Origin of the sequence: Syntrophotalea acetylenica (assembly GCF_001888165.1) — a bacterium.
GTDB lineage: Bacteria > Desulfobacterota > Desulfuromonadia > Desulfuromonadales > Syntrophotaleaceae > Syntrophotalea > Syntrophotalea acetylenica.
Genome location: NZ_CP015455.1, coordinates 2,661,336 through 2,686,831, shown reverse-complemented (window position 1 = coordinate 2,686,831; position 25,496 = coordinate 2,661,336). Strand labels below are relative to the sequence as shown.

At 54.9% G+C, this 25,496-nt stretch carries 20 protein-coding genes and 1 pseudogene; 17 read left to right on the top strand and 4 right to left on the bottom strand.

The window, feature by feature from the left end:
• Positions 1-9: 9 nt before the first annotated feature.
• Together A6070_RS12575 and A6070_RS12570 are read left to right on the top strand one after the other, a co-directional pair.
• Positions 10-462 carry an NfeD family protein gene (locus A6070_RS12575; RefSeq protein WP_072286090.1) on the top strand — a complete coding sequence of 151 codons (453 nt, stop codon included), beginning with the start codon at positions 10-12 and terminating at the stop codon, positions 460-462.
• 61 nt (positions 463-523) lie between these two features.
• Entirely contained in the window at positions 524-1,399 is an 876-nt protein-coding gene (locus A6070_RS12570) for an SPFH domain-containing protein (RefSeq protein WP_072286089.1), read from the top strand.
• A 114-nt stretch (positions 1,400-1,513) separates the two neighbouring features.
• Here the strand turns inward: A6070_RS12570 and mltG are convergent, their stop codons facing one another.
• Entirely contained in the window at positions 1,514-2,584 is a 1,071-nt protein-coding gene (gene mltG / locus A6070_RS12565) for an endolytic transglycosylase MltG (protein WP_072286088.1), read from the bottom strand.
• Between the two features lie 57 nt (positions 2,585-2,641).
• Positions 2,642-3,232 (bottom strand): glycerol-3-phosphate 1-O-acyltransferase PlsY, encoded by a 591-nt coding sequence (gene plsY, locus A6070_RS12560; protein ID WP_072286087.1) that lies wholly within the window; start codon positions 3,230-3,232, stop codon positions 2,642-2,644.
• 1,231 nt (positions 3,233-4,463) lie between these two features.
• Here plsY and A6070_RS12555 point away from each other — a divergent pair.
• The 15 genes and pseudogenes from A6070_RS12555 to A6070_RS12485 all read left to right on the top strand — a co-directional run bounded on the left by A6070_RS12555 (position 4,464) and on the right by A6070_RS12485 (position 23,102).
• A complete protein-coding gene (locus tag A6070_RS12555) occupies positions 4,464-5,243 on the top strand; it encodes a hypothetical protein (RefSeq protein ID WP_145926363.1) in 780 nt (259 codons plus the stop codon).
• Positions 5,244-5,463: 220 nt separating this feature from the next.
• A complete protein-coding gene (locus tag A6070_RS12550; RefSeq protein ID WP_072286085.1) occupies positions 5,464-6,018 on the top strand; it encodes a hypothetical protein in 555 nt (184 codons plus the stop codon).
• The gene (locus A6070_RS12545; protein WP_072286083.1) at positions 6,018-7,772 is read left to right on the top strand and encodes a DNA polymerase; all 1,755 of its coding nucleotides are present in this window, start codon (positions 6,018-6,020) and stop codon (positions 7,770-7,772) included. The genes A6070_RS12550 and A6070_RS12545 overlap by 1 nt, the downstream gene beginning before the upstream one ends.
• A complete protein-coding gene (locus A6070_RS12540) occupies positions 7,769-9,370 on the top strand; it encodes a hypothetical protein (protein ID WP_072286082.1) in 1,602 nt (533 codons plus the stop codon). The genes A6070_RS12545 and A6070_RS12540 overlap by 4 nt, the downstream gene beginning before the upstream one ends.
• Before the next feature lie 158 nt (positions 9,371-9,528).
• Complete coding sequence (locus A6070_RS15630; RefSeq protein WP_158513976.1) at positions 9,529-9,705, top strand: hypothetical protein; 177 nt, start codon at positions 9,529-9,531, stop codon at positions 9,703-9,705.
• Positions 9,706-9,722: 17 nt separating this feature from the next.
• Positions 9,723-10,025: a hypothetical protein gene (locus tag A6070_RS12535; RefSeq protein ID WP_072286081.1), complete on the top strand. Its 303-nt coding sequence runs from the start codon at positions 9,723-9,725 to the stop codon at positions 10,023-10,025.
• A gap of 241 nt (positions 10,026-10,266) precedes the next feature.
• Positions 10,267-10,608 carry a hypothetical protein gene (locus A6070_RS15830; protein ID WP_201787904.1) on the top strand — a complete coding sequence of 114 codons (342 nt, stop codon included), beginning with the start codon at positions 10,267-10,269 and terminating at the stop codon, positions 10,606-10,608.
• The gene (hsdR, locus tag A6070_RS12530) at positions 10,518-13,652 is read left to right on the top strand and encodes a type I restriction-modification system endonuclease (RefSeq protein WP_201787923.1); all 3,135 of its coding nucleotides are present in this window, start codon (positions 10,518-10,520) and stop codon (positions 13,650-13,652) included. Before A6070_RS15830 ends, hsdR begins: the two co-directional genes overlap by 91 nt.
• Before the next feature lie 24 nt (positions 13,653-13,676).
• Positions 13,677-15,142: pseudogene (locus A6070_RS12525) on the top strand (class I SAM-dependent DNA methyltransferase).
• A 785-nt stretch (positions 15,143-15,927) separates the two neighbouring features.
• Positions 15,928-17,292 carry an ISNCY family transposase gene (locus tag A6070_RS12510; protein WP_072286075.1) on the top strand — a complete coding sequence of 455 codons (1,365 nt, stop codon included), beginning with the start codon at positions 15,928-15,930 and terminating at the stop codon, positions 17,290-17,292.
• Between the two features lie 171 nt (positions 17,293-17,463).
• A complete protein-coding gene (locus A6070_RS12505) occupies positions 17,464-18,390 on the top strand; it encodes a restriction endonuclease subunit S (protein ID WP_072286074.1) in 927 nt (308 codons plus the stop codon).
• Positions 18,387-19,967, top strand: coding sequence for an AAA family ATPase (locus tag A6070_RS12500; RefSeq protein WP_072286073.1), 1,581 nt, complete (start codon positions 18,387-18,389; stop codon positions 19,965-19,967). Before A6070_RS12505 ends, A6070_RS12500 begins: the two co-directional genes overlap by 4 nt.
• The gene (locus A6070_RS12495) at positions 19,964-20,773 is read left to right on the top strand and encodes an HNH endonuclease family protein (protein WP_083558476.1); all 810 of its coding nucleotides are present in this window, start codon (positions 19,964-19,966) and stop codon (positions 20,771-20,773) included. The genes A6070_RS12500 and A6070_RS12495 overlap by 4 nt, the downstream gene beginning before the upstream one ends.
• Positions 20,774-20,870: 97 nt before the next feature.
• The gene (locus A6070_RS12490) at positions 20,871-21,947 is read left to right on the top strand and encodes a type I restriction enzyme HsdR N-terminal domain-containing protein (protein ID WP_072286072.1); all 1,077 of its coding nucleotides are present in this window, start codon (positions 20,871-20,873) and stop codon (positions 21,945-21,947) included.
• A 60-nt stretch (positions 21,948-22,007) separates the two neighbouring features.
• Entirely contained in the window at positions 22,008-23,102 is a 1,095-nt protein-coding gene (locus A6070_RS12485) for a hypothetical protein (protein WP_072287996.1), read from the top strand.
• A gap of 416 nt (positions 23,103-23,518) precedes the next feature.
• Here the strand turns inward: A6070_RS12485 and A6070_RS12480 are convergent, their stop codons facing one another.
• Both A6070_RS12480 and A6070_RS12475 read right to left on the bottom strand, forming a co-directional pair.
• On the bottom strand, positions 23,519-24,715 hold the full coding sequence (locus A6070_RS12480) for a tyrosine-type recombinase/integrase (RefSeq protein ID WP_072286071.1): 1,197 nt from the start codon (positions 24,713-24,715) through the stop codon (positions 23,519-23,521).
• A 230-nt stretch (positions 24,716-24,945) separates the two neighbouring features.
• On the bottom strand, positions 24,946-25,347 hold the full coding sequence (locus tag A6070_RS12475) for a DUF2787 family protein (protein WP_072286070.1): 402 nt from the start codon (positions 25,345-25,347) through the stop codon (positions 24,946-24,948).
• Positions 25,348-25,496 lie beyond the last annotated feature (149 nt).

Sequence of the window (25,496 nt, the reverse complement as noted above, 5' to 3'; positions counted from 1 at the left end):
GGAGGGATCATGCAGCAGATTCTGTGGTGGTATTGGATAGCGTTCGGCCTGGCGCTGATTGCGCTGGAGCTGATTGTACCCTCGTTCACGATCATCTGGTTCGGACTCGGCGCCTGCTGCGTAGGGCTGGTGATGCTGCCCTTTGCGGGGTTGCCCCTTGCCGGACAGATGCTCCTGTGGGCAGCAGCTTCCACCGTCTGGACGGTGCTGTGGTTCCGCTGGCTCAAGCCGCGCATGGCCGATCGCACCAAGGCGGGTATGTCCAAGGATGCCATCATCGGCGAGATCGGCATTGTCGTGCAGGCCGTGCAGCCGCCGCACGTCAAGGGGCGGATCCGCTTTGTGGTGCCTGTGCTCGGTGATGACGAATGGCCCTGCATCAGCACCGAGGCTTTGCAGCCGGGAGACGAGGCGCGGGTGGTCGACATCGACGGCCATGTGCTGCGTGTTGTGCGCAAATAGGGTTGGCGAGAGGTGTTGCTCGGTTAGCGGTTTCGGCTTTTTTCTTCAAGGAGGATTACGCATGGGTTTCATTTTGGCCACCGTACTGATGTTTCTGGTTGTGCTGACCATTTTTCTGGGGGTGCGCATCGTTCCCCAGGGATACAAGTTCGTGGTGCAGCGCCTCGGGAAATACCACAAGACACTCAATCCCGGATTGAATTTTGTCATTCCGTATCTCGACACGATTGCCTACCGGGTTCTGACCAAGGATATTTCTCTTGATATCCCCAGTCAGGAAGTCATCACCAAGGACAATGCGGTGATTATGACCAATGCCATTGCCTTTATCAGCATCATCGATCCACCCAAAGCGGTCTACGGCATCGATAATTACCGCATCGCCATCACCAATCTGGTGCAGACTTCCCTGCGCAGCATCGTCGGCGAGATGAATCTCGACGATGCCCTGAGTTCGCGGGACATGATCAAGGCCCGCCTCAAGGAATCCATTTCTGATGATGTCGCTGCCTGGGGCATTGTTGTCAAAACGGTGGAGATTCAGGATATCAAGCCTTCCCAGACCATGCAGATCGCCATGGAGCAGCAGGCCGCGGCGGAACGTTCGCGGCGGGCGGCGATCACCGAGGCCGAGGGCAAGAAAGTGGCGGCGGTGCTCAATGCCGAAGGCGCCAAGGAGGCTGCCATCCGCGAGGCGGAAGGCAAGCTCGAGGCGTCCAGGCTGGACGCCGAGGCCAAGATGATCCTGGCGGACGCCACCCGCGAAGCCATCTCCCGGGTCACCGCGGCGATCGGCGACAACCAGCTGCCTGCAACCTATCTGCTCGGCGAACAGTATGTCAAGGCGATGCGTGATCTTTCCGCTTCCGGCAACGCCAAGACGGTGGTGCTGCCGGCCGATGTATTGCAGGCCGTGCGCGGTTTGCTGGGAAAGTAAAAAGGCCCTCTTTTTTCGGGCAACGCAAAAGGGGAACAGCCTGGCTGTTCCCCTTTTGCGTTGTTTGGCTGGTGCGGCCCTGATCCGGACGGCTTTGCGCGCCTTTGAACCGGATCAATTGGAAGAGGTCTCCTGGGTTTCCAGGGGGGCCTCGGTCGAGGTTTTGTCCGGCGGCTCGGCACGCGCAACCCGGCGCAGTTGATAGATCCGGACCGCCTCGTTGTGTTCTCGCAGGGTGCGTGAAAAAAAATGGGTGCCGTTGCCCTGCGCCACAAAATACAGATAAGACACGCGGGCAGGGTTTGCTGCCGCACGCAGCGCCCGGGCGCCGGGGTTTGCAATAGGCCCGGCGGGCAGGCCGCGTTGCGTATAGGTATTGTAGGGGGTATGGGTCCGCAGATCGCGGCGGGTGAGGTTGCCGTTGAAGTCCTCGATGCCGTAGATCACCGTCGGGTCGGCCTGCAGAGGCATGTTTTTTTTCAGACGATTATGAAAAACGGCCGAAATGACAGGCATTTCGGAGATCTGGGCGGTTTCCTTCTGGATGATAGAGGCCAAAGTCACCAACTGGTGCAGGTCGAATCCGAGTTTGGCCGCCTCGTCAACGAGGCTTTGCGGTACATGCTTGTGGAACTGATCCACCATGAACCGGAGCAGGTGTCGACTGGGGAGGCTGGCGCCGAAGCGGTAGGTTTCGGGAAACAGGTAGCCTTCGAGTGTGGCCGCCTCAACGCCGAGTTTTTGCGCGAAGTGGGGATCCGTTGCCAGCCGCAGGAATTCTTCATGATCGGCGTACCCTGCATCGCACAGGCGCTGGGCAATCTGCGCAACGGTCAGTCCTTCCGGCAGGGTGACCCGCAAGCGAAGCGTATCCCCCTGGATCAATCGGTCGAGAACCCGGCCGGGCCGGCTGGCCGCTGCGAAATTGAAGTCCCCGGACTGGATGTGGCGCGCGGCTCCGCGCAGCACCGCCAGGATTTTGAAGTTGAAAGCGCTGCTGATGATGCCTTCGCGTTCCAGTTTGGCCGCTACGCCACTGAAGGATTCGCCGGGCTGAATGGTGATGATTTTGGGGGTGTCCGGCAGCACCGGATGCAGCAGGAACAGCCCCAGCGGCAGTCCGAAGACAAAAGTCGCCGCCAGCAGCAAGGCGATGCCGGTTTTGATCAGAGATTGTTTTTTCATAGCTCCACGGGGCTTGCCCGGATGCGGTCGCTTCAGACGCGTTGTTCGCATCGGGGATCAGGCCTTGAAACGGTTTTCGCTGCCGTTAAGCAGGCGCGTGATGTTCTGACGGTGACGCCAGATGACAATCAGGCTGATGAACAGGGTTGTCGCCACCATGGCCAGCCTGCCGTCGATAAAGTAGATCAGCAACGGGATGGCGGCGGCGGCGGCAATGGACCCCAGGGAAACGTAGCGCCATTTCCAGAGAAGCACGGCGAAAATGGCAAAGGCTCCGAGTACGGCAAGGGGGCACAATACCAGGAAAATGCCGAGGGCAGTGGCCACTCCCTTGCCTCCCTTGAAGCCGAGGTAAACAGGGTAGCAGTGCCCGAGAAAGGCGGCGACGGCGACGACTCCGATATGAGCCGGCGCCAGCCCCGGCAGCTGCATGGCTGCCAGTACCGGGATCGCGCCCTTGAGGGCGTCTCCGACCAGGGTCAAAATACCCAGCTTTTTGCCAGCCACCCGGTAAACATTGGTGGCGCCGATATTGCCGCTGCCCGACTTGCGGATATCGGCGGCTCCGCTCAGCCGTGTCAAAAGGATGCCGGTGGGTATCGCGCCAATCAGGTAAGCGGCGATCAGCATCAGGTAAAAACTCACCATGCATGTCTCCATAAACAGCAAAAGCGGCATCAGCCGCTTTTGTCTATGTAAGTTCCCCGGAAGGCTGGATTGCGCCTGCGGCCTCCGGATATCGCTCTCCGTCAAGGGGCCGGAAAGCGATTTTTTCAATAAGGCGAACCCACCTTATACCATTTTCGGAATTTAAAAACAAGAAATATTGACTGACCCCCGTGGAAGGTCGCCCGTTCGTCATGCTTCCGCTTTTGCATACAAATAAAAAGCCCCACTCCCTGTCAGGGGGTGGGGCTAACCGTTTTCGGGAAAACGGAAAATTCTGGTCGGGATGACTGGATTCGAACCAGCGGCCCCCTGCTCCCGAACTTAGTGAAATCCTCGGTAATCGCGGCTGTTTTGCCTAGGTTGAAACAGGATTTTCGTACATGAGCATCGAAAAGGCAAGACTTTCCTTGGCTCTCGCTACGCACCCGTCGTAATCCTATTTCTTACCTATGAACTCCGGCCTAACACTCCGCACTGGCAGCTGTGACCGATTGCGACTCTTCCGACTTTCCAGAAGGGTTCGCCAGTTTCGTGAGAATACCCGGCACCTGTCTCCGGTTTCTGCACAACCAGGCGGCGGCGGAAGAGTGGCGGCAGCAGGCAAAACGCCCCGGACGGGGACCGGAGAAGGTATCAGGTGCCAGGCGATGCCTCGGGCGGGTGTGCCGTGCGCCGGCTACGGCAAGAAAGCGGCCGCCATGCACATCACATGGCGGCCGTCGTGGTCATGACTTAGCGAGTTGTCCCGCTAGCGCTGGTGGCGGGTTGTGACTGTGCTTTCAGGTCTGCACGAGAGCAGCTGTACCGACACTGCCACGCTCCCCGACGGAATCCCCCCCGGTTTCGTGGTTGCTGAGTGCCTGCTTCCACAGACCTGGCATTCCATCAAACCAAGGGTCGGTTCTGCCAGCTTCATTGGGCCTTTCATGGCGTCCCCATATTGGAAAGAGTTATTGGTAACTAACTCCTCGCCATGCCAAACCTCTCCACGCCAAACCTCTCCACGCCAAACCTCTCCACGCCTTGCTATGCCACTCAGATACCTATCGGCGCACGGTCCAAATATGTCAACCAGAAACCCATTTCTACAATCTTTAAGATTAGCCGGCCACTTTTCTAGATGACTAGCAGGTGGGCGCAAACATTTTCCGCTTTGAATTGAGCTATGCCAGCCTTAGTATTGCTAACCAGGCTGGTTGCGGAGGACGCTATGGATAGCATCAATGGACAGATGACTGTGGATATTCAGAGATCCCTTGGGCAAGCAAAGCTAAAGGCAGAAGGGTTTCTACCCCGTGCCCGAGGAGAAGACCTCAGGGTGTTGCTGCTTTCGATTCGGAATGCAATCGAGGATGAAGGTGTCATCCGGGAGGAGGTGACAGGTCAATCAGTTGATGACCGTCATCTGTTGTTTCAGAGTTTTCGTGAGTTCTACACTCACGATAACTTTTTCGAGGAGGGTGGGCCGCTGGATTCAACTAAGGACCCCCTCGGGGAGAGGATGTCGAAACGGCTTGCCGGATTCGCCCTGATACGTATTCTGGATGCCGAAGATGCCCTAACCACCGGAAGTCAGGTCCCCTCACTGAGTGGAGCAGGATTCTTGACAGTATCCTCTGCCCTGATTGATGCATGGCAGGCGCTCTCACTCGCACAGACCAGGATTGCCGGTAGTGCAGATCCTGACGAAGCGACGCTTGATAAAAAGTACAGGGTGAAGAATAAGAACCAGCCTGAAATTCAGGCACGGCGAGCCATAAGGCAGAAGCTACTGGTCCGAATACGTGAGCTTAGCGATGCCTGCGTAAAGAAAAATGCTTGGGCCAGGACTAATGTTGACATTGCTGGGGACATTTATGAAGAAGTCATAGCCTACGCCCAAGAGATTAAGTACCCGTTCAGGAAAGATGCTGCAGTAACGGAGGGCGATGACCAGCCTCTTGTCTACAGGATAGAGCGTCTGATCGGTGAGGCCAAACGTATGAAATAGAACTGTAGTACTGAAATAACTGCAAGTGAGAGCCGGACGATTCCATCGTTCGGCTCTTTTTTTTGTCGCTGAGTAATTCCTAAAACCCAGTCGCAGCAGGGAGATTTCGGGCGAACTATAGTCTGCTGGTCATGACACGCATCCAGGGATGATTGGCTATCATCAAACAGGGCGGAACTGGGGTGCCACTAACCTTCACTCAGCAATGAAAGGAACGACAATGGCAAAAAAAGACAACGGGTTCGACATCGCTAGCCTGAGGATCGGGCAGCAGCTGGCAGCAAAGTTGGCCCCGGCGGAGAAGGAGATCACCGTCGGATATCCCGGCAAATTGGATTTTTTCCGAACCCCGGAAGGCACCGATTACCGGGGAACCTTCCTCTTCATGGACGATCCGCGTACCCGTGACGGCTATCTGATCCATCCTGGCCTGGAGGAAGAGCTCGCCGGTGACGCCGCAATGGCTGAGGTCGGACTGGCAGCAAATCAGCACGGCGACCAGTTTGTCTGGGTGGTGAAGCACCCGGCGTACGACGGCGAACCATACGGGGAAAGCAAGCTCGACGCCCTCGATCGTGCCCGTACACAGTGGGTGCGGCTGCGCAAGCGGCAAGATCGGCAGGGGTACGACGTTCTGACGGCCCAAGGGACCTTTCCTGAACCGGAGTGGCCGGACAAGCCCTTCGATGACATCCTCGCCGCCGTTTTCGCCGGCCGCATCGTCACGTCACTCGACCACCCGATCATCAAGCGCCTGCGGGGGGAAGCGGCGTGATGGTCGATCTCGGTCGCTACAAAGTCGCCTGGGTCGTGGACGCCGAGTACCGTCAACACGGCGGCGAACAACCAATGCCTCATTGCATCGTTGCGAAGCGGATCAATAGCGGTCAAGTCACCCGTATCTGGATGGAGGAGGGGCAGCCGGCCCCTCCTCCTTTCTACGGGCCGAATGACCTGATTATCACATACCTGGCAAGCGCGGAGCTGAACTGTTTCCGCGCCCTCGGTTGGGCCATGCCGACGCATGTCCTTGACCTGTTCGCCGAATTCCGCAACCACACCAACGGCCTCTATGTTGCCGGTGGTAACGGTTTGGCGGCGGCTCTACGTTTCTTCGGGCAAGACATCCTCGACGTCATCGAGAAGGAGGAGATGCGCGGGCTGGCACTGCGCGGTGGCCCGTACTCCGATGAGGAGAAGGCCGCTCTGCTCGACTACTGCGGGCGCGATGTGCTCGGTCTGGAACGCCTTTTTCACTGCCTGAGGCCTGGCCTCGACATTGATCGGGCACTTCTGCGCGGTCGTTACATGAAAGCCGTCAGCCAGATAGAGATGACCGGCATTCCCATCGATACCGTGGCACTCAATTGCCTGAGGCAGAATTGGGAGCCGCTTCGACATTACATGATCGACACCATCGGGGCCAAATACGGGGTGTACATCAACGGTTCCTTCAAGCACGCAGCGTTCGATACCTGGCTCGCAGCAGAGGGAATCCCCTGGCCGCGAACCCGCACCGGCAAGCCGAAAACTGACGAAGACGCCTTCAAGGAAATGGCCGTTAAATATCCGCAGCTGAGGGTTCTCAAGGACCTGCGTTATCTGTTATCGAAGCTGCGCATTCACAAGCTTCAAGCCGGTTCAGATAACCGCAACCGCTACATGACCGGTGTCTTTGGATCTAAGACAGGGCGAAACCAGCCTTCCGCAAGTAACTGCGCTTTCGGATCGGCAAGCTGGCTGCGCGGACTTATCCAGCCTGGTCCCGGCTTTGGTCTCGGTTATCTCGACTTCGAGCAACAGGAATTCGGCTCTGCCGCTGCTCTGTCCGGGGACCGGGCGATGATGGACGCCTACGCCTCGGGTGACCCGTATCTGGCGTTCGCCGTACAGGCGGGTGCGGCACCGGTGACCGCCACCAAGGAATCCCATCGCCAGATACGCGATCAGTTCAAGACCGTGGCTCTTGGCGTGCAGTACGGCATGGGGGCAAAAACCCTCGCCTTGCGCCTGAACAGTCCTGTTTCGCGGGCGGAGGAGATGCTGGCCTTGCACCATCGTACATACCAAGGGTACTGGGCCTGGTTGGATGCGATAGAGGACGAGGCGATTCGGGATGGTTTCATCCAGACCGTATTCGGCTGGCGGCTTCGGGTTACGCGCCAGACCAAGGACCGCACTTTGCGAAATTTTCCAATGCAAGGTAATGGGGCCGAGATGCTGCGAATCAGCGTAATCTTGGCCACAGAACGGGGCGTGCGGGTGGTGGCGATGGTGCACGACGCTCTTTTGATCGAGGCACCGCACGAGGAGCTGGACGGCGCGATTGCGGTGGCTGCCGAGGCGATGACCGAAGCAAGCAGCATCGTCCTCGACGGTTTCCCACTGCGGACGGAGGTCAAGACGGTCTTCCACCCCGAACGACTGCTATCTGCTAATGGCCGGCCCATGTGGAACCGTGTCTGGCAAGGCATCAAAAACATCACCGGTGAAGTCCCCCCTGGTGTCTCTATTGAGGAGGAGAAGTGAGCGAGAAAAAGCATACCGAAAAACGGGTGGCAGCCGACCGATTGATCGATTTGGCTTCCGGGATCTTTCTGTTCAAATCGCCTGAAAAGGAACCGTACGCCATCTACCTGGTCGATGGGGCCAAACACTGTGACCCAGTCGAATCGAAGGCCTTCGGCCATTATCTGGCCCGCCTCTACTACGAGGCCGAAGGCTCCGCCATCACCGCCACGGCCCTCGATACGGCAGTACGACAGCTGGCGGCAAAGGCTCGCTTCGAGGGGCAGACGCTTCCGCTGTTCGTCAGGACCGCCCCCTGTCGGAACGGACTGGCCATCGACCTCGGCGATGACTCCAGGCTGGCCGTGCTGGTCACCCCCAACGGGTATCAGATCGGCGAGCCGCAGTTCCCGTTCCGTCGGGGGAGCAACACGGCGACTTTTCCGGCACCGGAGCCGGGCGGGGACCTCGCAGAGCTATTCGATTTCGTCAACATCACTAACCCGTCGGGGCAGCGGATGATCATCGCCTGGTTGCTCCACACGTTCCTCACCGGCATACCCCACGTGGTGCTGGTGCTGGAGGGAGCGCAGGGAAGCGCCAAGTCGACGGCATCCTGCCAGCTGGTCTCCCTGACCGACCCGAGTCAGGCCCCGTTGCTGGCGCTGCCGAGCTCGGAACGCGATTTGATGATTTCGGCGGCAACGAGCTGGGTGCTGGTTTTCGACAACCTGCGTCGCCTGCCGCCAGAAGTTTCCGACCAGATCTGCCGGCTGGTCACCGGCGGCGGACTGCGCACCCGCAAGCTCTACACCAATGATGACGAGATGCTGTTCACCGCAAAACGGGTGGTGGTTCTCAACGGAATTCACGGAATCGTCAAGGAACAGGACCTGCTCAGCCGGTCGCTGGTCGTGACCCTTGCCCCCTTCGGTGATGCCGGCACCCGTAGCGACGAGGAGGTAGCAGAAGCCTTCGAGCGGGTACGGCCGAGGATCTTAGGGGCGCTGATGACGGCTTTGTCCGGGGTACTGCGGGAGTTGCCCGCTGTGCAGGTCACCGACGCGCCCCGAATGGCTGACTTCGCCCGGGTCGGGGTTGCCGCAGAGCGTGTGCTGGGGTGGCCAGAGGGGGCGTTCCTCGCTGCGTACCGGCAATCGTTGGGGCACGCGGTCAGCGCCAGCTTGGAGGACGACGTCGTCGCCCAGTCTCTCGGGGAACTGGTCACCCGGGAGGAGGTCTGGGAAGGCACTACGGGCAAGCTCCTCCAGCGGCTTGGGCGGCTGGTGCCCAAAGACGTGCACCGCAGTCGGGAGTGGCCAAAGAGCCCGAACTGGCTGTCGAACCGTTTGCGCAGGCTGGCCCCGGGGCTGCCAGCTCTCGGCATCGCTATCGAGTTCGACCTCTGCCTCGGGGGCGAAAAACGGGTCCTGCGAGTGACCCGGGTGGAAGAAACGGCTTCGCGGCCAGAAGTCGCGGCTGACAACGAGGATGCGCCGGCAGTTGTGGCCGGCGACGAGACCTTGCAGACCAAGGAAACGGTCGCAACGGCCGCAAATACTTCCCCTTCCTTAGAGAAGGATAAAGGAGGTATCGCAGCACTACGTATCAGGAGGTGATAGTGGGCTAACGGGTGTTGTGGCCGTGACGAGGGAGATTCCAGTTCGGGCTTGGAGACCGTCACGATCGCAACGCCGGCCAACAAGAAAGGGCGGGCCGGAATCCTGACAGCAGGTTTCGGTCCTACGACAACCAACGAGCAACAGGAGATAAGACGATGATTACCAAAACATCAACGCGGCCGAACGGCGGCTGCGACCGGTGCGGTGCCTATACCGACGAAGGTCATAACGTTCTCAAAAACTATCTGGTCAGGGAAGACGACGTCTGGCTGTGCCGGTCTTGGGTGGCAGAACAACACAAATCAACCCAGACCAACAACGAAACCTGCTAGCGTGAAAGGAGAAAAAGATGAGCAATAGTGAACTTGTAACCTGCGAAGAGTGCGAACTCTTCGATGAGTGCGAAGGACAGAATCCGGAGTGTGAATCTCTCGAAGAGGAGGAGATCGACGATAGCGATCTGGTCGAGAAGTATGCGGCATACACAGCGGAGACGATGCTGACCGTGATCGAGCTGCTCAACGGGTTGGCGGATATGAGTGAGAATCGTGACCTGCTTTGGGATATCGCTAATCTGCACGGCGAGCTGGCCGAACGGTGCGAGACCGCCAACCGTATGGCCATGCAGCTGGGGCTTGCCTGTTACGAGTGATGGGGGAAACTAAGCACCCGGTCTGATAATGGATAGGATGCGCCGGTTCCACCGCGATGATATGACCGCCTCTAGATACTGCCGGGGGCGGTTTTCTTTTGGGGAATCGTGAGAAAAATGGTACTCTACCCAACGCAAAGTTGGCTTGTTTTTTCATGTGGTTAGGGGGGAGTATGGCATTTTTTGATAACCAGTCCCTGAAAATACCCAGACCAGATTCTGTTGCGGAGGGGGCGAGGGAATGAAAAATCCTCGCGGGCTTAGGAGCAACTTCGCTATTCTTCAGGAGCATGACGAGCAGCTTCTTCGCCTTGGCATGCTTGCTGAGAAATACTTCCCGGAAGATCCCAATACCTCAATTCTCAAATTGCGGCAGCTCGCCGAGCTGCTTGCACAGATGGTGGCGACGAAGGTCGGACTCTATCTTTCTCCCGAGGAATCCCAGTATGACCTGCTTCGCCGGCTCCAGGACCGAGACATCCTCCCCGGGAAATCGCACAGCTTTTCGGAGAGATTCGCCGCGTTGGGAACGCCGCCAACCATGCTATTGCTGGCGATCACAGGACTGCTCTTGCAGCGCTGAAGATTTCTTGGCAGTTGGGGCTTTGGTTTCATCGCACATTCCGGAACCCTTCGTTTCAGTCCGGCCCGTTCATTCCACCGCAATCACCGACGCAAGAAACTGATGACCTACGTGAGGAATTAGATCGCCTTACCCAGGCCCTTGATGATTATCGCATCGCGCACGAGGAGAAGACCCAGAAGCTTGAAGAGGCCGAGGCCAGGCTCGTCGAAGCCAAAAACGAGCAAGCATTTTGGGAGCAGATGGCGGCTGAGGTTGAATCGGAAAAGGCCGATTTGGCGAAGCGGCTTTCTTCTCAACAGGCACTGTCTCTTCTGCAGCCCAAAGAATCCTTTGCCAAATTTGTTCAAGCCTCTAACGCGGCTGCATCTGAGGTTCACCTGGATGAAAGTGAAACCCGTAAGCTTATTGACCAACAATTGCGTCAGGTAGGATGGGAGGCAGACTCCGCGACTCTTAAATACTCAGCCGGGGCTCGTCCTGAAAAAGGGAAGAATCTGGCTATCGCCGAATGGCCAACATTGACCGGGCCAGCTGATTACGTGCTTTTTGTCGGCTTGACGCCAATGGCTGCTGTCGAAGCCAAACGTAAAAATATCAATGTTTCTGGGTCCCTCCAACAGGCCAAACGCTATAGTCGAGGATTCAAGCCTTGCGATCAAACCTCAATGCATGCAGAAAACTGGGGCACTGAGAACGAGTACCGGCTTCCATTCGTATTTTCATCGAACGGTCGCCCTTACCTGCGCCAGCTTGCGACACACAGCGGAATCTGGTTCTGTGACGTTCGTCGACCCGAAAACCTTGGTCATGCCCTTGATGGTTGGTACACCCCGGAGGGGTTAACCGCTCTTTTGAAACGCGACGAAGAGCAAGCCCACAAACAACTTGTGGATGAGCCGTTCGACTATGGGTTTACCCTTCGGGATTATCAAAAACAGGCCATTCAAGAAGCAGAATCTGCTATCGGCCGAGGGCAACGCGAAATGCTGTTGGCCATGGCGACCGGCACCGGAAAGACGAAGACCTGTATCGCCTTGATCTATCGCCTGCTAAAGACGAAACGCTTCCGCAGAGTGCTTTTTCTGGTGGACCGCTCTGCACTCGGGGAGCAGGCCGCAAATGGATTCAATACCACGCGGATGGAAAACCTTCAGACCTTTGCCGACGTTTTCGGTATCAAGGAGCTGGGCGAGCAGAAACCCGATACCGATACGGCAGTACACGTAGCAACGGTACAGGGGATGGTGCAACGCGCACTCAATCCGGGCGAGGGAACCACCCCAGCGACAGTTGACCAGTACGATTGCATTATCGTTGACGAGTGCCACAGAGGTTACTTGCTGGACCGCGAATTGTCCGATACTGAACTCGGTTTTCGCAGCTACGATGACTACATATCCAAGTATCGGCGCGTTCTCGATTATTTCGATGCCGTCAAGATTGGCCTCACAGCGACGCCGGCGCTACACACTACTCAGATTTTCGGTAAGCCGATCTACACCTACAGCTATCGTGAAGCGGTTATTGATGGGTTTTTGGTCGATCACGAGCCGCCGGTACAGATAGAAACTGAACGGTCAAAAAACGGTATCAAGTGGAAGGTCGGTGAACAGGTGCCGGTCTATCACCCGCAGCGAAACAGGGTGGAGCTTTTTACGACTCCAGATGTGATCGATCTAGAAGTTGATGTTTTCAACCGCAAGGTCATCACTAAGCCGTTCAATGAGGTTATCTGTGCCTTTCTGGCGCAGGAGCTAGACCCTTCATCGCGGCAAAAGACCCTGATCTTCTGTGCCAACGATGCCCATGCTGACCTGGTTGTCGATCTCCTCAAGAAGGCATTCAAAAACCAGTATGGCAGTATTGATGACGATGCCGTGATCAAGATTACCGGTGCAGCTGATAAGCCGTTGCAGTTGATCCGGCGCTACAAGAATGAACGCAATCCGAATGTTGCCGTCACCGTGGATCTCTTGACCACCGGGGTCGACGTCCCGGAAATATGCAATATCGTATTTCTACGGCGCGTAAATAGTCGTATTCTTTTCGACCAAATGCTGGGGCGGGCAACCCGCCTGTGCGACGAAATCGGCAAATCAACATTCAGGATTTTCGACGCAGTAAAGATTTACGAGGCGCTCCAAGGGCTGACGGCTATGCAACCCGTGGTCGTCAACCCAGGTATAACCTTTAGCCAGTTGGTGCGTGAACTCTCCGAGGTCCCCAGCGATGAGGAACGTGCTTTGGTGCGGGACCAGTTTATTGCCAAGCTGCAACGCAAGAAATGTCATCTTAAAGAGCAAGCTGCTCAAGATTTTGAGACTCGCGCCGGCATGCCTCCTGAGGAATTCATCCAGCAGCTAAAGACAATGACATTGGCTGAGATTGGGACCTGGTTTACCCAGAATCCGGACCTCGGGGAAATCCTCGACCGAAAAAACGAAGCCGTTGCCGCTCCCGTGTTCGTGTCCAATCATGAGGACAAGCTTCTTGGTGTGGAGCGAGGCTACGGGAAGGCGAAAAAACCCGAAGACTACCTCAAAGAGTTCTCGGCCTTCATCAACAGTCATCGTAACGATATCCCGGCCCTGCTTACCGTGCTGACACGCCCGCGTGAACTGACCCGTAAGCAGTTACGAGAACTGGCCCTGGAACTTGACCGGGCTGGGTTCACCGAGGCCAATCTTTCCATTGCATGGCGGGAGATGACCAACCAGGACATCGCCGCACGCATCGTGGGCTATATTCGTCAGGCCGCTATCGGCGACCCGCTTATGCCTTATGATCGGCGCGTGGATACCGCGCTGCAAAAGATCCTCGCCTCGCGGGCCTGGACCACGCCGCAGCGCCAGTGGTTGCAAAAGATTTCCGCGCAGACCAAGGCAAACCTGATTGTCGATCATGCCGCGCTGGATGATCCCGATCTTATCTTCAAACGCGAGGGGGGTGGTTTCGATCGTCTTAATCGCATCTTCGACGGCCAGCTGCAACAGGTGCTGGATTCGTTCAATGAATCACTTTGGCAGACTCCTGCTGCCTGATACTGGAAAGGACCATAGAAGTACATGAGCAATGTCACTCACGACATCGTTGGTAAACTCTGGAATCTGTGTAACATTCTCAAGGATGACGGCGTTACCTACCATCAATACGTCACCGAACTGACCTATCTGCTGTTCCTCAAGATGGCAGAGGAAACCGGTACCGAAGACCAGATTCCCGAGGGACACCGCTGGCGAGATCTGGAGGCCAAAGCGGCCCCCGACCGGCTGGAAGCTTACAAAGTCACCCTAATCCACCTTGGTAGCCATGGGTCGACTCTGGTCAAAGAAATTTTCGCGAATGCCAGTTCTTTCATCAAGAAGCCGGCCACCTTGTCGACCCTGGTCGCCGAGATCGACAAGCTTGACTGGTATAACGCCCGTAAGGAAGGGATGGGGGATCTCTATGAGGGGCTGCTGGAAAAAAATGCCAACGAGAAGAAGTCCGGGGCTGGGCAGTACTTCACTCCCCGCGTGTTGATCGACAGCATGGTTGCGGTGATGAAGCCAACCCTCGACGACATCATCCAGGACCCGGCCGCCGGCACGGGTGGTTTCCTGATTGCCGCCAATCACTACCTGCGCGAGCACAGCGATCCCGACTCCTGGACCGAGGCACAGCAGCGCAAATACCGGCGCAATACGTTTTTTGGTATGGAGCATGTGCAGGATACCCATCGTCTGGCCTTGATGAATCTGATGCTGCACGGCATCGACTCCGACCCCAATGCCGGCGGTATCCACTACGGGGATACTCTCTCGCCCGAGGGGCAGGCTCTGCCCTTGTCAACGCTGATCCTCACCAATCCCCCCTTCGGGACGAAAAAAGGGGGCGGATTGCCGACCCGAACCGACTTCACCTATCCGACCAGCAACAAGCAGTTCTGCTTTTTGCAGCACATCTATCGTGGTCTCAAACCCGGTGGTAGAGCCGCCGTGGTGTTGCCTGACAACGTGCTGTTTGAATCGGGTATCGGTGCCCAGATTCGCCGCGACCTGATGGACAAGTGCAACCTGCACACCATACTGCGCCTCCCTACGGGAATCTTCTATGCCCAGGGGGTGAAAACCAACGTTCTCTTCTTCACCCGTGGCGAAAAGGACAAGGGAAACACCAAGGAAGTTTGGGTTTACGACCTTCGCGCCAACATGCCCCAGTTCGGCAAGCGCACTGTGCTGACAAAACAGCACTTTGCCGACTTCGAAGCAGCATACGGAGACGATCCGCTTGGGGGGCTAAGAGTCTCGCCAAACGTAAAGACACGGGTGAACTTGGCCGCTTCCGGCGTTTCATGCGGGATGAGGTCGCTACTCGTGGTGATAGCCTAGACATTGCTTGGTTGAAGGATGATAACGACACCAATGGTGACGAGCTGCCGGAACCGGCAATGTTGGCTCAGGAAGCGCTGATTGAGTTGGGTGCTGCAATGGAGGAACTGCGCGGAATTTTAGCGGAGTTGGGTGAAGACATTCTGGAGGTGGAAGGGTGAGCAAGCTTCCAGATTCTTGGACCGCCTGCCTTTTGGGCGATGTCGTTTCTTATGGGGTGACCCAAAAGGTTGAGCCGGGGATATCCCTGAGGATGCTTGGGTTCTTGAACTTGAAGATATCGAAAAGGGTACTTCAAAAATTCTTCAAAAGGTCACATTTGCGGAGCGTCAATCCAAGAGTACAAAAAATTACTTTGCTGCCGGAGATGTCCTTTACGGAAAGCTTAGACCCTACCTGAATAAAATCGTACGCGCAGATAGTGAGGGCTACTGCACGACCGAAATTGTGCCGCTATCTCCATCACAGTGGCTCGATGGCCGGTATCTTTTCTATTGGTTGAAACACCCGAAGTTTCTCGAATATGTCACTTCCGTTAGTCACGGATTGAACATGCCACGGCTCGGAACCGAAGCTGGTCGCGTCGCTCCCTTTGTGCTTGCTCCTTTCAACGAACAAAAACGCATCGCCGATAAACTCGATTCGCTCCTTGCTCGTGTCAATGTCTGCCGCGAACATCTCGACCGCGTACCCGCTATTCTGAAGCGTTTTCGTCAAGCTGTACTTGCCATGGCTACTTCAGGGAAGTTGACGGAGGTTTGGCGGAAAGGGAAACAACCTAAACACTCCTGGAAGGAAGTTAGACTAGTGTCTATCCGGAAAGTCATAAGCTGTTGTAATTACGAACAAAATACACGTTTTTGTACTTGAATTCTTGAGCGTGGCATGACAATATAACCCTCTAACTCGTTGAATTTATTCAACTTCAATACGGTCAGGAGGGCTTGTGAGGCGAAAAATCAATCGACAAATGTCCATCTTCGAGCTCATGCATACCAGCGCCATCGCCAAAGAGCTGCGCTGCATTTCGCAGATTCTGGATCACACGCCGGATATCCTCGATGCTGTTCACCGCGATCTGCTTCAGGGTCGGCGCGAGGATACCGGGCGCTGCGGGCTGACGGCTGACCAGGTGCTGCGCTGCGCCGTTCTCAAACAGTATCGCGAGCTGACCTATGAGGAACTGGCCTTCTACCTGGAAGATTCCGTCGCCTTCCGCTCTTTTGCTCGCCTTGAGATGGGCGTTTATCCCCGCAAGTCGATCCTCCAGGACAGTATCAAGAGCTTGACGGAGTCAACCTGGGAGGCCTTGCACCACCTGATCCTCGGCTACGCCGCCGGGACGAGAATCGAGACGGGCAAGAAGGTGCGCATCGACTCCACCGCCATTGAGACCAACATCCATCATCCCACCGACTCCTCGCTGCTGTGGGACGGTATTCGGATCATGACCCGTTGGATGGTCGAGGGCCATCAGCTCAGGCCTCGTCCGGATTACCCATTTTCCGATCATCGCCGGGTAGCCAAAAAGCGCGCCCTAACCATCCTCAATGCCCGCAAGCAGGAAACCCGCGTGGCCGCTTACCGCGACCTGGTGGAGGTAGCCCGCAAGGTCTGCGGCTATGCCCGGGAGGCGATCCCCGTTCTGGGCGCCTACCAGGGCGGCAGCTTCCAAGACGGCTGCACCGCGCACCTTCTGGCACAGCAGCTGGAGCGCGCCCTGCGCATTCTCGAAAAGGTCATCGACCAGACCGAGCGGCGTGTTTTTCGCGACGAAAAGGTTCCGGCCTCGGAGAAAATCATCTCCTTTTTCGAGAGCCACAGCGACATCATCGTCAAGTCGCGCCGCGAAACCGAGTACGGTCACAAGGTCTTTTTTACCGGTGGCGCCTCCAATCTGATTCTGGACTGCGTGATCGCCCGCGGCAATCCCGCCGACAGCGATCAATACATCGACATGCTGGAGCGCCATCAGCAACGTTTCGGCACCATGCCGCGCCAGGCCAGCGCCGATGGGGGCTTTGCCTCCAGGGATAATCTGTCGTTTGCCAAAGAGCATCAGGTCAAGGATGCCGTCTTCTCCAAGCGGCGCGGCCTTGGGGTGCTCGACATGGCCAAGAGCAATTGGGTCTACAAGCGCCTGAAGCACTTTCGCGCCGGGATCGAGGCCAATATTTCCGCCCTGAAACGGCGCTTTGGCCTGACCCGCTGTACCTGGAGCGGATGGCGCGGATTCAGGCGCTATGTCTGGAGCAATGTCGTCTCGTACAACCTGCTGGTTCTGGCACGCATCGAACTGGCCCAGGGCTAACGCGACAAAAAAGGCTGTAAAACTCGCCCCCGACAGGAATCGTGCGTCCTTATGCCGCACTTTTGGGATAAATCGGGGGTGCTATGAGACTCAACAATTTCGAAACCCTGCGGATCTGGCATTTGTCTTGCCGCCAGAGTGGCCACGCCTGACAAAAACCGGGGTTTCCGGATGGACACTAGACTAGCTGATGTTGGAGAGCTCGGTCGCGGGAAATCAAAACACCGGCCGCGAAACGATCCTCGATTGTATGGTGGCTCATACCCATTTATTCAAACTGGTGCCGTTGCGCAGTCAGGCGGTTGTATTACCCACCACGAACAAACATACAGCGAATTTGGCCTCTTACAGAGTAAACTGTGGCCCACTGGCACCGTCTGTATCACCATTGCGGCCAATATTGCAGATACCGCAATATTGACATATCCTGCGTGCTTTCCAGATAGCGTTGTCGGTTTTGTAGCGAATTCATCTAAATGTGTTCCAGAGTTCGTTAAATGGTCGATTGATGTAATGAAAGACAATCTGGAATCCTTTGCTCCCGCAACGGCACAGAAAAACATCAATTTAGCGGTACTCAACAATATAACGCTGAAGTGCCCACCAATAGATGAACAGCACGAAATTGTCCGCCTTGTCAAATCTCTTTTTGCTTATGCTGACCGGCTTGAAGCCTACTACGCAACGGCCAGTGCACAGGTCGAATGTCTGTCTCCTGCACTATTAGCAAAAGCATTTCGTGGCGAGTTGGTGCCCCAGAATCCCGAAGACGAACCTGTCGGACGCCTTTTGGAACGTATCCGAAATAATAGTGAGAAGGTAAGAGATAAGCGTGTATCACGAAAAGCTGTCGGCCGCCCGAAAAAAACAAAGAAAGCCGAGGTTATAATGTTGAATCGTAAAAATATTAAGGACTCCCACTTGTCCACCATCCTTCAGGATCGTGGCCCCCTCACTGCTGAGGCGTTGTGGTCAGCCTCAAAACTCGAAATCGATGATTTCTATGATCAGCTTAAAGATGAGGAAGAACGTGGCTTGCTCAAAGAATTCCGTCCTAGTGAACCAGATGGGCCCAGGTTGTTGGAGTCGGCAGCATGAGAATTGATCGGCTGCGTATACCAGATCGCAATAATCTCAAATCCTTTGAGATTGACTTTGATGAGGACCAATCCACAACGGTCCTTCTGGGTCGCAATGGTACCGGGAAATCAAATCTTATCGAGGCGATTGTTGAAATCTTTCGCGAGCTTGAACTAGGGCTACCGACCGCTTTCGCCTATGAACTTGACTATTCCTGTTTCGAAAAGACTATTCATGTTGAATGCGACCCCGAAAAGGCAACTCGTCGACTCACTATCAAGATTGATGGGAAGAATGTAACCGTTGCCAAGTTTCGAGATCAGGCCCATCAATATCTACCTCTCCATGTCTTTGGCTATTATTCCGGTTGGAGTAGCCGCCTTGAAAAACAGTTTGAACCTCCAACACGGCGTCGCTACCGTGCACTTCTCAAAAATGCTGACGATGATGCGCCACTAAGACGGTTTTTCTTCTGTCGTAAAGAATATAGTCAGCTAGCATTACTCGCTTTTTTCCTTTCCGAAAATGAAAAAGCTAAGAAGTTAATTACAGATTATTTGGAGATTGATGGTTTCGAATCAGCCCTTTTCGTCTTGAAACGGCCCTGGTGGGGTGGCAGTAAAAGCATCCGTTCAGGTGTTGACGTTGAGCCCCGGCTCTGGAATGCTACGGGTGCGTTTCTGCCGTTTTTTCGTCGGCTCTGGGATTCGGCTTTGGCTCCGATAAGGAGCAATGAAGAAGTCGAACGCCCAGTCCCACGTGACAAGGAGCCGACCGAAAGAATCTATCTATTTATAAAGAACCAAGAACAACTGGAGGAACTTAAGGCCCCGTTCGAAAGTGTCAAGTCCTTCTTCGCGAACTTGGAAGGCCTTTATCTGTGTGACCTTGTGGATGAAGTTCGGGTAGTTGTGCGGAAAAAGAATGGCACGAAAGTTCGGTTTGCGCAGCTAAGTGAGGGAGAGCAGCAACTACTCACGGTGCTTGGCCTTTTGCTCTTCACCCAAGACGACCAAGTATTGTACCTGCTTGATGAGCCCGATACCCATCTTAACCCAGTATGGACCTACGATTTTCTCAAACTCCTACAGGAGAATATCCACGCCGAGAATGGCCAGCTAATCGTTGCAACTCACAATCCTTTAATGATCGGAAGCCTGCATAAAAACCAAGTGCGTGTTCTTTCGCAAGAGGATGAACGTCTTTTAGCCTCAGCGCCGGATTATGATCCTCTCGGCATTGGCGTTGAGGGGCTTCTTAAATCAGAACTTTATGGGTTGCGGTCAACCCTGGCACCAGAAATTCTTCGAAATTTAGATCGGCACTATCTGCTACTTGGAAAGAAGGACAAGACCGAAGCTGAACAAAGGGAGTTAATGCAATTGGCCACGGAGCTAAATGATCTTGGTGTCTCTCGAACACACCCAAATCCGTATTTTGAGCTGTTCGCGAATGCGATGGCAAGACGAAGACTTCCTGAGAAGGAAGTGGCTCTTTCAAAGGAGGAGATTGCTGAGCAAACGGAACTTGCTGATGAAATTCTGAAGGAAATCATGGCCGAGGAGCAAGGCGATATAAAAGGAGGAGAAGCGTGAGGTATATTCCTCTTCTTGAACAAACTCCTGACCCAGCATGGATGGCGAAAGCAGACGCTCTTCTTACCTCACTTCGTTCTGCCGCAAATGATACGGCACGTAAAAAGATTATTGACGATAACGACCATGTCTGGGGGGAGCTAAAACAGTGGCTGTTGACTTTATCTCATCAAAAATGTTGGTTTTCAGAAGCAAAAGACTGTTTTAGCCACTGGGATGTCGAGCATTTTCGTCCTAAAAAATCCGCGAAGGATGCAGACGGAACTTTGCATGACGGATACTGGTGGCTGGCGTTCGCCTGGCAGAACTTCAGAATTTGTGGAAATGCTGGGAACAGAAAGAAGGGGACCTTCTTCCCTTTGCGACCAGGCTGCGCTCGATGTGCTCCTCTTGGTGATATCCGTAACGAAGATGCACAGCTTCTTGACCCAATTGATGAGGACGATCCCGGACTATTGTCGTTCAATATGGTCGGCCGCGCAATACCAGCTGCCCACATTAACGATCCATGGGAGAAGGCCCGGGTCGAATATTCGGTAATAAGATATAACCTCGATTTTCCTCCACTCATGGACAAGCGCAAAGCTGTTTGGGCTGATTGCTGGGCCGGGATACAAGAATATCTAAAAGAGCTAGCTCTTTATCAACAAGACAAGACCAATATTATTGCAAAAGATCGTTTCAAACAGGCAGCTAAGCGTGTTCGTGGAATGATGAATGAGAAGAAGGAGCTTTCATCTGTTGCTCGTGCCTGCGTCCTAAGTGCCGGTGACCAACGATTAGTGGGTTTGTTACAGTCGGCCTAGCATGGCACCTAATTCACAAAATCTTCAATCTGGTACGATCATACATCGGCAGGCATTTAATCTTAGGACATCTCATTTTCAGGGGAAATTTCATTACATGCCACCGAAGCCCTTTTACGAAATAAATTCCCAGGCCTACCTGTTTGGGAAAACAGACGAAACCCCCGAGGAAAAGGTCCGGCAGTGGGCATTATTTGAGCTTTTGTCGACCTACGGGATCTGCATCAACAACTTGGAGGTCGAGCGTCAGGTGAAGGTCGGCACCCGCTACCACCGTGCTGATATCGTAATCCTTCGCGAGAGCGCGCCGTACGTGGTCATTGAATGCAAAAAGTGGGAAGACAAGCACAAAGACAGGGGAATGCAGCAAGCGCTCAGCTACGCCGACGCCAACACGATGAAGGCCAGATACGCGGTCTATACCAATGGAGACGTGTGGGAAGTCCGGAGAAAGATGGGTGAAGAGTGGGTTGAGATTCCCGATTTGCCATCGAGGATCGATGACAATTACCTGGTTGAGCTAGATGAGCTGATTCGTTCCATCAATGACTTCAAGCCCGCTTTCTATTGGCTCAACCAGACCGTGCCAGCGACATCTGCTCGGGCCTACTTTTCTTGCTTGCAGGTGTTGTTCAATGGAACTCCTTATCCCTTGAATTGTCTCGACAAAGACCTGTGTTTTGGTACTGATAACTTGCTTAGGGTGATTTGTGCCAGAGGGGATCACCAGGGATATCTACACGAAAAAATGGTTGCGGCGTGTAAGAGCTTTTCGGCCTTTTTCGAAAGACGACTTAACCAGGGGTACAAGGAGGAATTTCTCAGTGATGACGATCTTCGACATCTAACCCTTATCTCCAAGATGAAGTTCGAGAGGATGGTTGAAAATACTCGTGGCCTGAAGGGGGCTGAGGCCCTCCATTTACGCTTCATCGCAACACTATTGCAATACCTCTTCAACCAAATTCATCTGACAAAGAAAAAAGAAAACTTTCTGGATGTCCCAGCAGTTCTGACCAGAGAATTTCAGGAGCTGGTTGGGTTTATATTTCAGATTCACCTCAAGGTCAGCTTTCCAGACCCGGTTCTTGAGGAGAGTGGTACCTACCTGCGACATTTCTGTTTGCCGGCCTGGGAAGAATTTAAGAAGGAAGATGACAGAACGGGGAGATAGCGCTTTTTCTCTGGATCTCAATAAGAAATTCGTCAAGTTTGGTTTGAAATGGAGGGACTCTTGAACATCACGCTTCTGAAACAACACATCGACAGCTACAAACAGGAACTCTCCAAAAATCCAGAACAGGCAACCGAAGCATTGGTTGAGCGCAAGGAGCGTTGCGCCTATTACCAAGGATGGACCCGGGAACGCATTCTTTCAATGTCGGAGGAAGATTTCTTGCAGTATATGGCAAAGCTTTGGGCCATGCTCATCTGGGGTAACAAGAAATATGTCGTGGATAAAATGATATTGGATAATGGCTTCGATGCGTTGCGGAAGGAGTTGGCGGATCTGGTGTGGGGTGACGCCCCTCTGTCCAAAAGGTGGGACACTTTCAAGAAAAGCGTCAAGGGATTCGGCCCCGCGATGATGAGCGAAATTCTTTGTCATGCCCACCCCGATCAATGCATGCTCTGGAACCGACGGGCGTACGTTGGATTTGACTATCTCGGAATCAAAGACCTTCCTCGCTACAACTATCAGATGGCTGGGAAAAAGTACGTGGAGCTTTCGGAGCAGGCGAAAAAGATTGCTGATATCTTGAAAGACTCTGGCATGCCCGAAGTCAATCTTCTTACCGTGGACTACCTGATCTGGGATGAGCTGCAGGTGGTCGACAACCTGAGCAAGATTCACGAAAAGGCCGCGACACAAAAGAGTGAGCCGCCACCTGCGATTGTCGACAAAGAGACGTCGACATTCATCCACAACGAGATCCGCGACAAACTGGCCACCATCGGAGAATGGCTGGGATTCAAGAGTAAGACGGAAATCAAAGTTGCCGATGGCTCGCATGTTGACACCATCTGGGAAGCGACTATTGGCAACATGGGGCGGGTCATCTACGTATTCGAAGTGCAGACCAAAGGGAGTATCGACAGCCTCATCGTGAACCTACTCAAAGCCCTCAATAACCCGGCCGTTCAGGGGGTCGTTGCCGTATCTGACAGCACCCAACTTGAGAAAATTCGCAAGCACGCCAAAGAAGTGCCCAATCTCGGGGCAAAGCTAAAATGCTGGGACTATGAAAAGGTATTAGAAACTCACGATGCCTTGGAAATGGTGAACGAAACGATCAATAGTCTGGGATTGGTTCCGCAGGGATTCTAGCGGGCATAGGCTAGGCGATGCGATGTGAGGGCTATGCGTTAGGGGAATTATGGGCGATCAATTTCGTATAGTTGACTCTGGGTGGAGGGTGCCTCAGGTTGAGTTGGATGAGCTTGACTGGCCGACAGTGCCAGGGCAGTGAGTGCCGCCTCAGGTAAGATTTCGATCCGCATTGTGGCCGCAGAAAAATATCTGATCTTAGGGTGTTAGGGGTCGCGGCCACAAAATCCGCAAAACATTCTTTTTCTGTAGAAAAAAAGAGAGGAAAGAAGAGGGTTTCTTTCCCTGATTCCTGCCGTTGTGGCCGAGAGGGTTGTTTCCTAGGAAAGTCACGAAACAACCAGGTCCACAATCTTGATCGGAATTCGACACGTCGAAACATTCCCGGAGCCCACTTGGGGCTCCGGGGTTCATTTCTATCCTGCCACCATATTGTCGATTACCTGGGCCATGTTGTCGGTAGCGCGCCGCTGGCTCTCGTCGACCATGTGGGCGTAGCGCTGGGTCATGGCGATGTCCTGGTGTCCCAGCAGCTTCTGCACGTCGTACAGGCTGGCACCTCCCTGGATGGCCAGGGTGGCGAAGCTGTGGCGAAGGTCGTGGATTCTCAGCCCTGTGATGCCAGCGGCCTTGCACACGTTGGCAAAGGTTTTGCGCATGTCCCGACGGTAGGGAAGCTTGGTCCCACTCCGGGAGGGGAATACGTACTCATCTTCTTTTCCGCAATCCTGCAATTCCTCCAGCACCTTTATTGCCCGGGGATTTAGCAGCACCGACCGACTCCGGTTGTTCTTGGTAATCGGCAGGTAGAGCCGCCCCTCGTCCAATAGTACCTGATCCCAACGCAGCGACATCACTTCGTTCCGCCGGCAACCAGTGTAGAGGGCTAGAGACAGGGCAGCGGCGGCCTCCCGATCCCGGAGGTCCTCCAGGGCCTTGAGGAAGCGCGGGAGCTCCTCCTTTGTCAGGTATCGCTCGCGGTGGGGCGGGGCCTTGAATTTCTCGACACCGGCCGCCGGGCTGCGTTCGAGAAATCCCCACTTGACAGCCAAGTTGAACATTCGCTTGATCAGGGTCAGGTGGTGGTTTGCTGTAACGGCCGAAGAGCGGGACTTCTCGGCACTGTGGAAGGCTGCCACGTCTCGTGTTGTGACGCTCGATAGACGAAGATGTCCCAAAATTGGGATGAGCCGGCGCTCGATCTTCCACTCGTCCTCCTGCCAGGTCTTCTTGTGCTGCTTTGCATGGGGCATGTAGTGGTCGCGGCCGTATTCTGCCAGGGTCGGCTCACTCCGCCTCTGTTCCCGCTCATCGGCAGGGTCGATGTCCCGTGCCAGTGCCGCGCGCTGTTCTCCCACCCTAGTACGGGCATCCTGGATGGAGACGTGCGGGTACTCTCCCAACGACAGGCAACGCTTGCGGCCAAGGTAGCGGTAGCGGTGCTGGAAGAATTTCCGGCCGTTCTTCGAGACCCGGAGTTGAAGGCCCACACAGGACTGGTCCGTGTACTCCGTCTCCCGGCTCGGGCTGTCCGGATCGTGGGGCGGAAGCGCATCGAGCGCCCGTTGGTTGAAGGTGAAGCGATTTGATTTTGGGCGGGAGTAGTTTCTCATTTCGTTTTCCTCTCTTCTTTTTGGCGGTTCCGGTTGACCTTTTTCCTGTTCCGAGTCTTAGGAATCCGGTGTGCTATCGAATGAGCACAAGAGCCCACAATATATTGTTCGCTTTTTCCGCAAAACTCCGGTCCCCTTCCGGTCCACAGGGGTGCTTTGGGGGGTGACTCGTCATCTCCGGGAGGCCGGGGCGAAAAAGTTTCCCGGTCATCCCGGTCTTTCCGGACTCATCACAGGGGGCGAATTTTCACCTCATAGACGCTCATGCGGTAGTAGATGCAGAAGTTGCGTTGCCAGAGGGCGAACAAGTCGGCGCCCATTTCTAGGGGGTAGTCCACGCCGCCTTGCTGGAACAGCCCCAGACAGGCATCGAAATCGAGCTCTTTTACAAGCTCAACGTAGGGCGGTTGGCCGACCAGGACGAAGTCTGTGATGTATAGGACTCGCCCCGTGCTGCTCAGAGCGATTTCTACGGGGTGGTAGCCGCCCCGGATCACGTCGTAGGTTCTGTCTCGGAAGGAGATAGTTAATCCCTGGTTGACGGGCAACTCCACCTTGGCCAGCTCTGTCTTCAGGATCATTTCAAGTTTGCGATCGATGGGAAGAGGAAACGATTGAGCATCGAGGTTCATGAAGTATCTCCTTGATGGGTATCAATGATGGACTAAGGCCCTCCACCCTCAAATCAGGCCCTGACTGGCAATGGCAATGAAGCCGACTCCAAGGATGATGTGGTCTGGAATGCCTAGGCGAAGCATCGCAATGGCCTGCTAAAACCAGG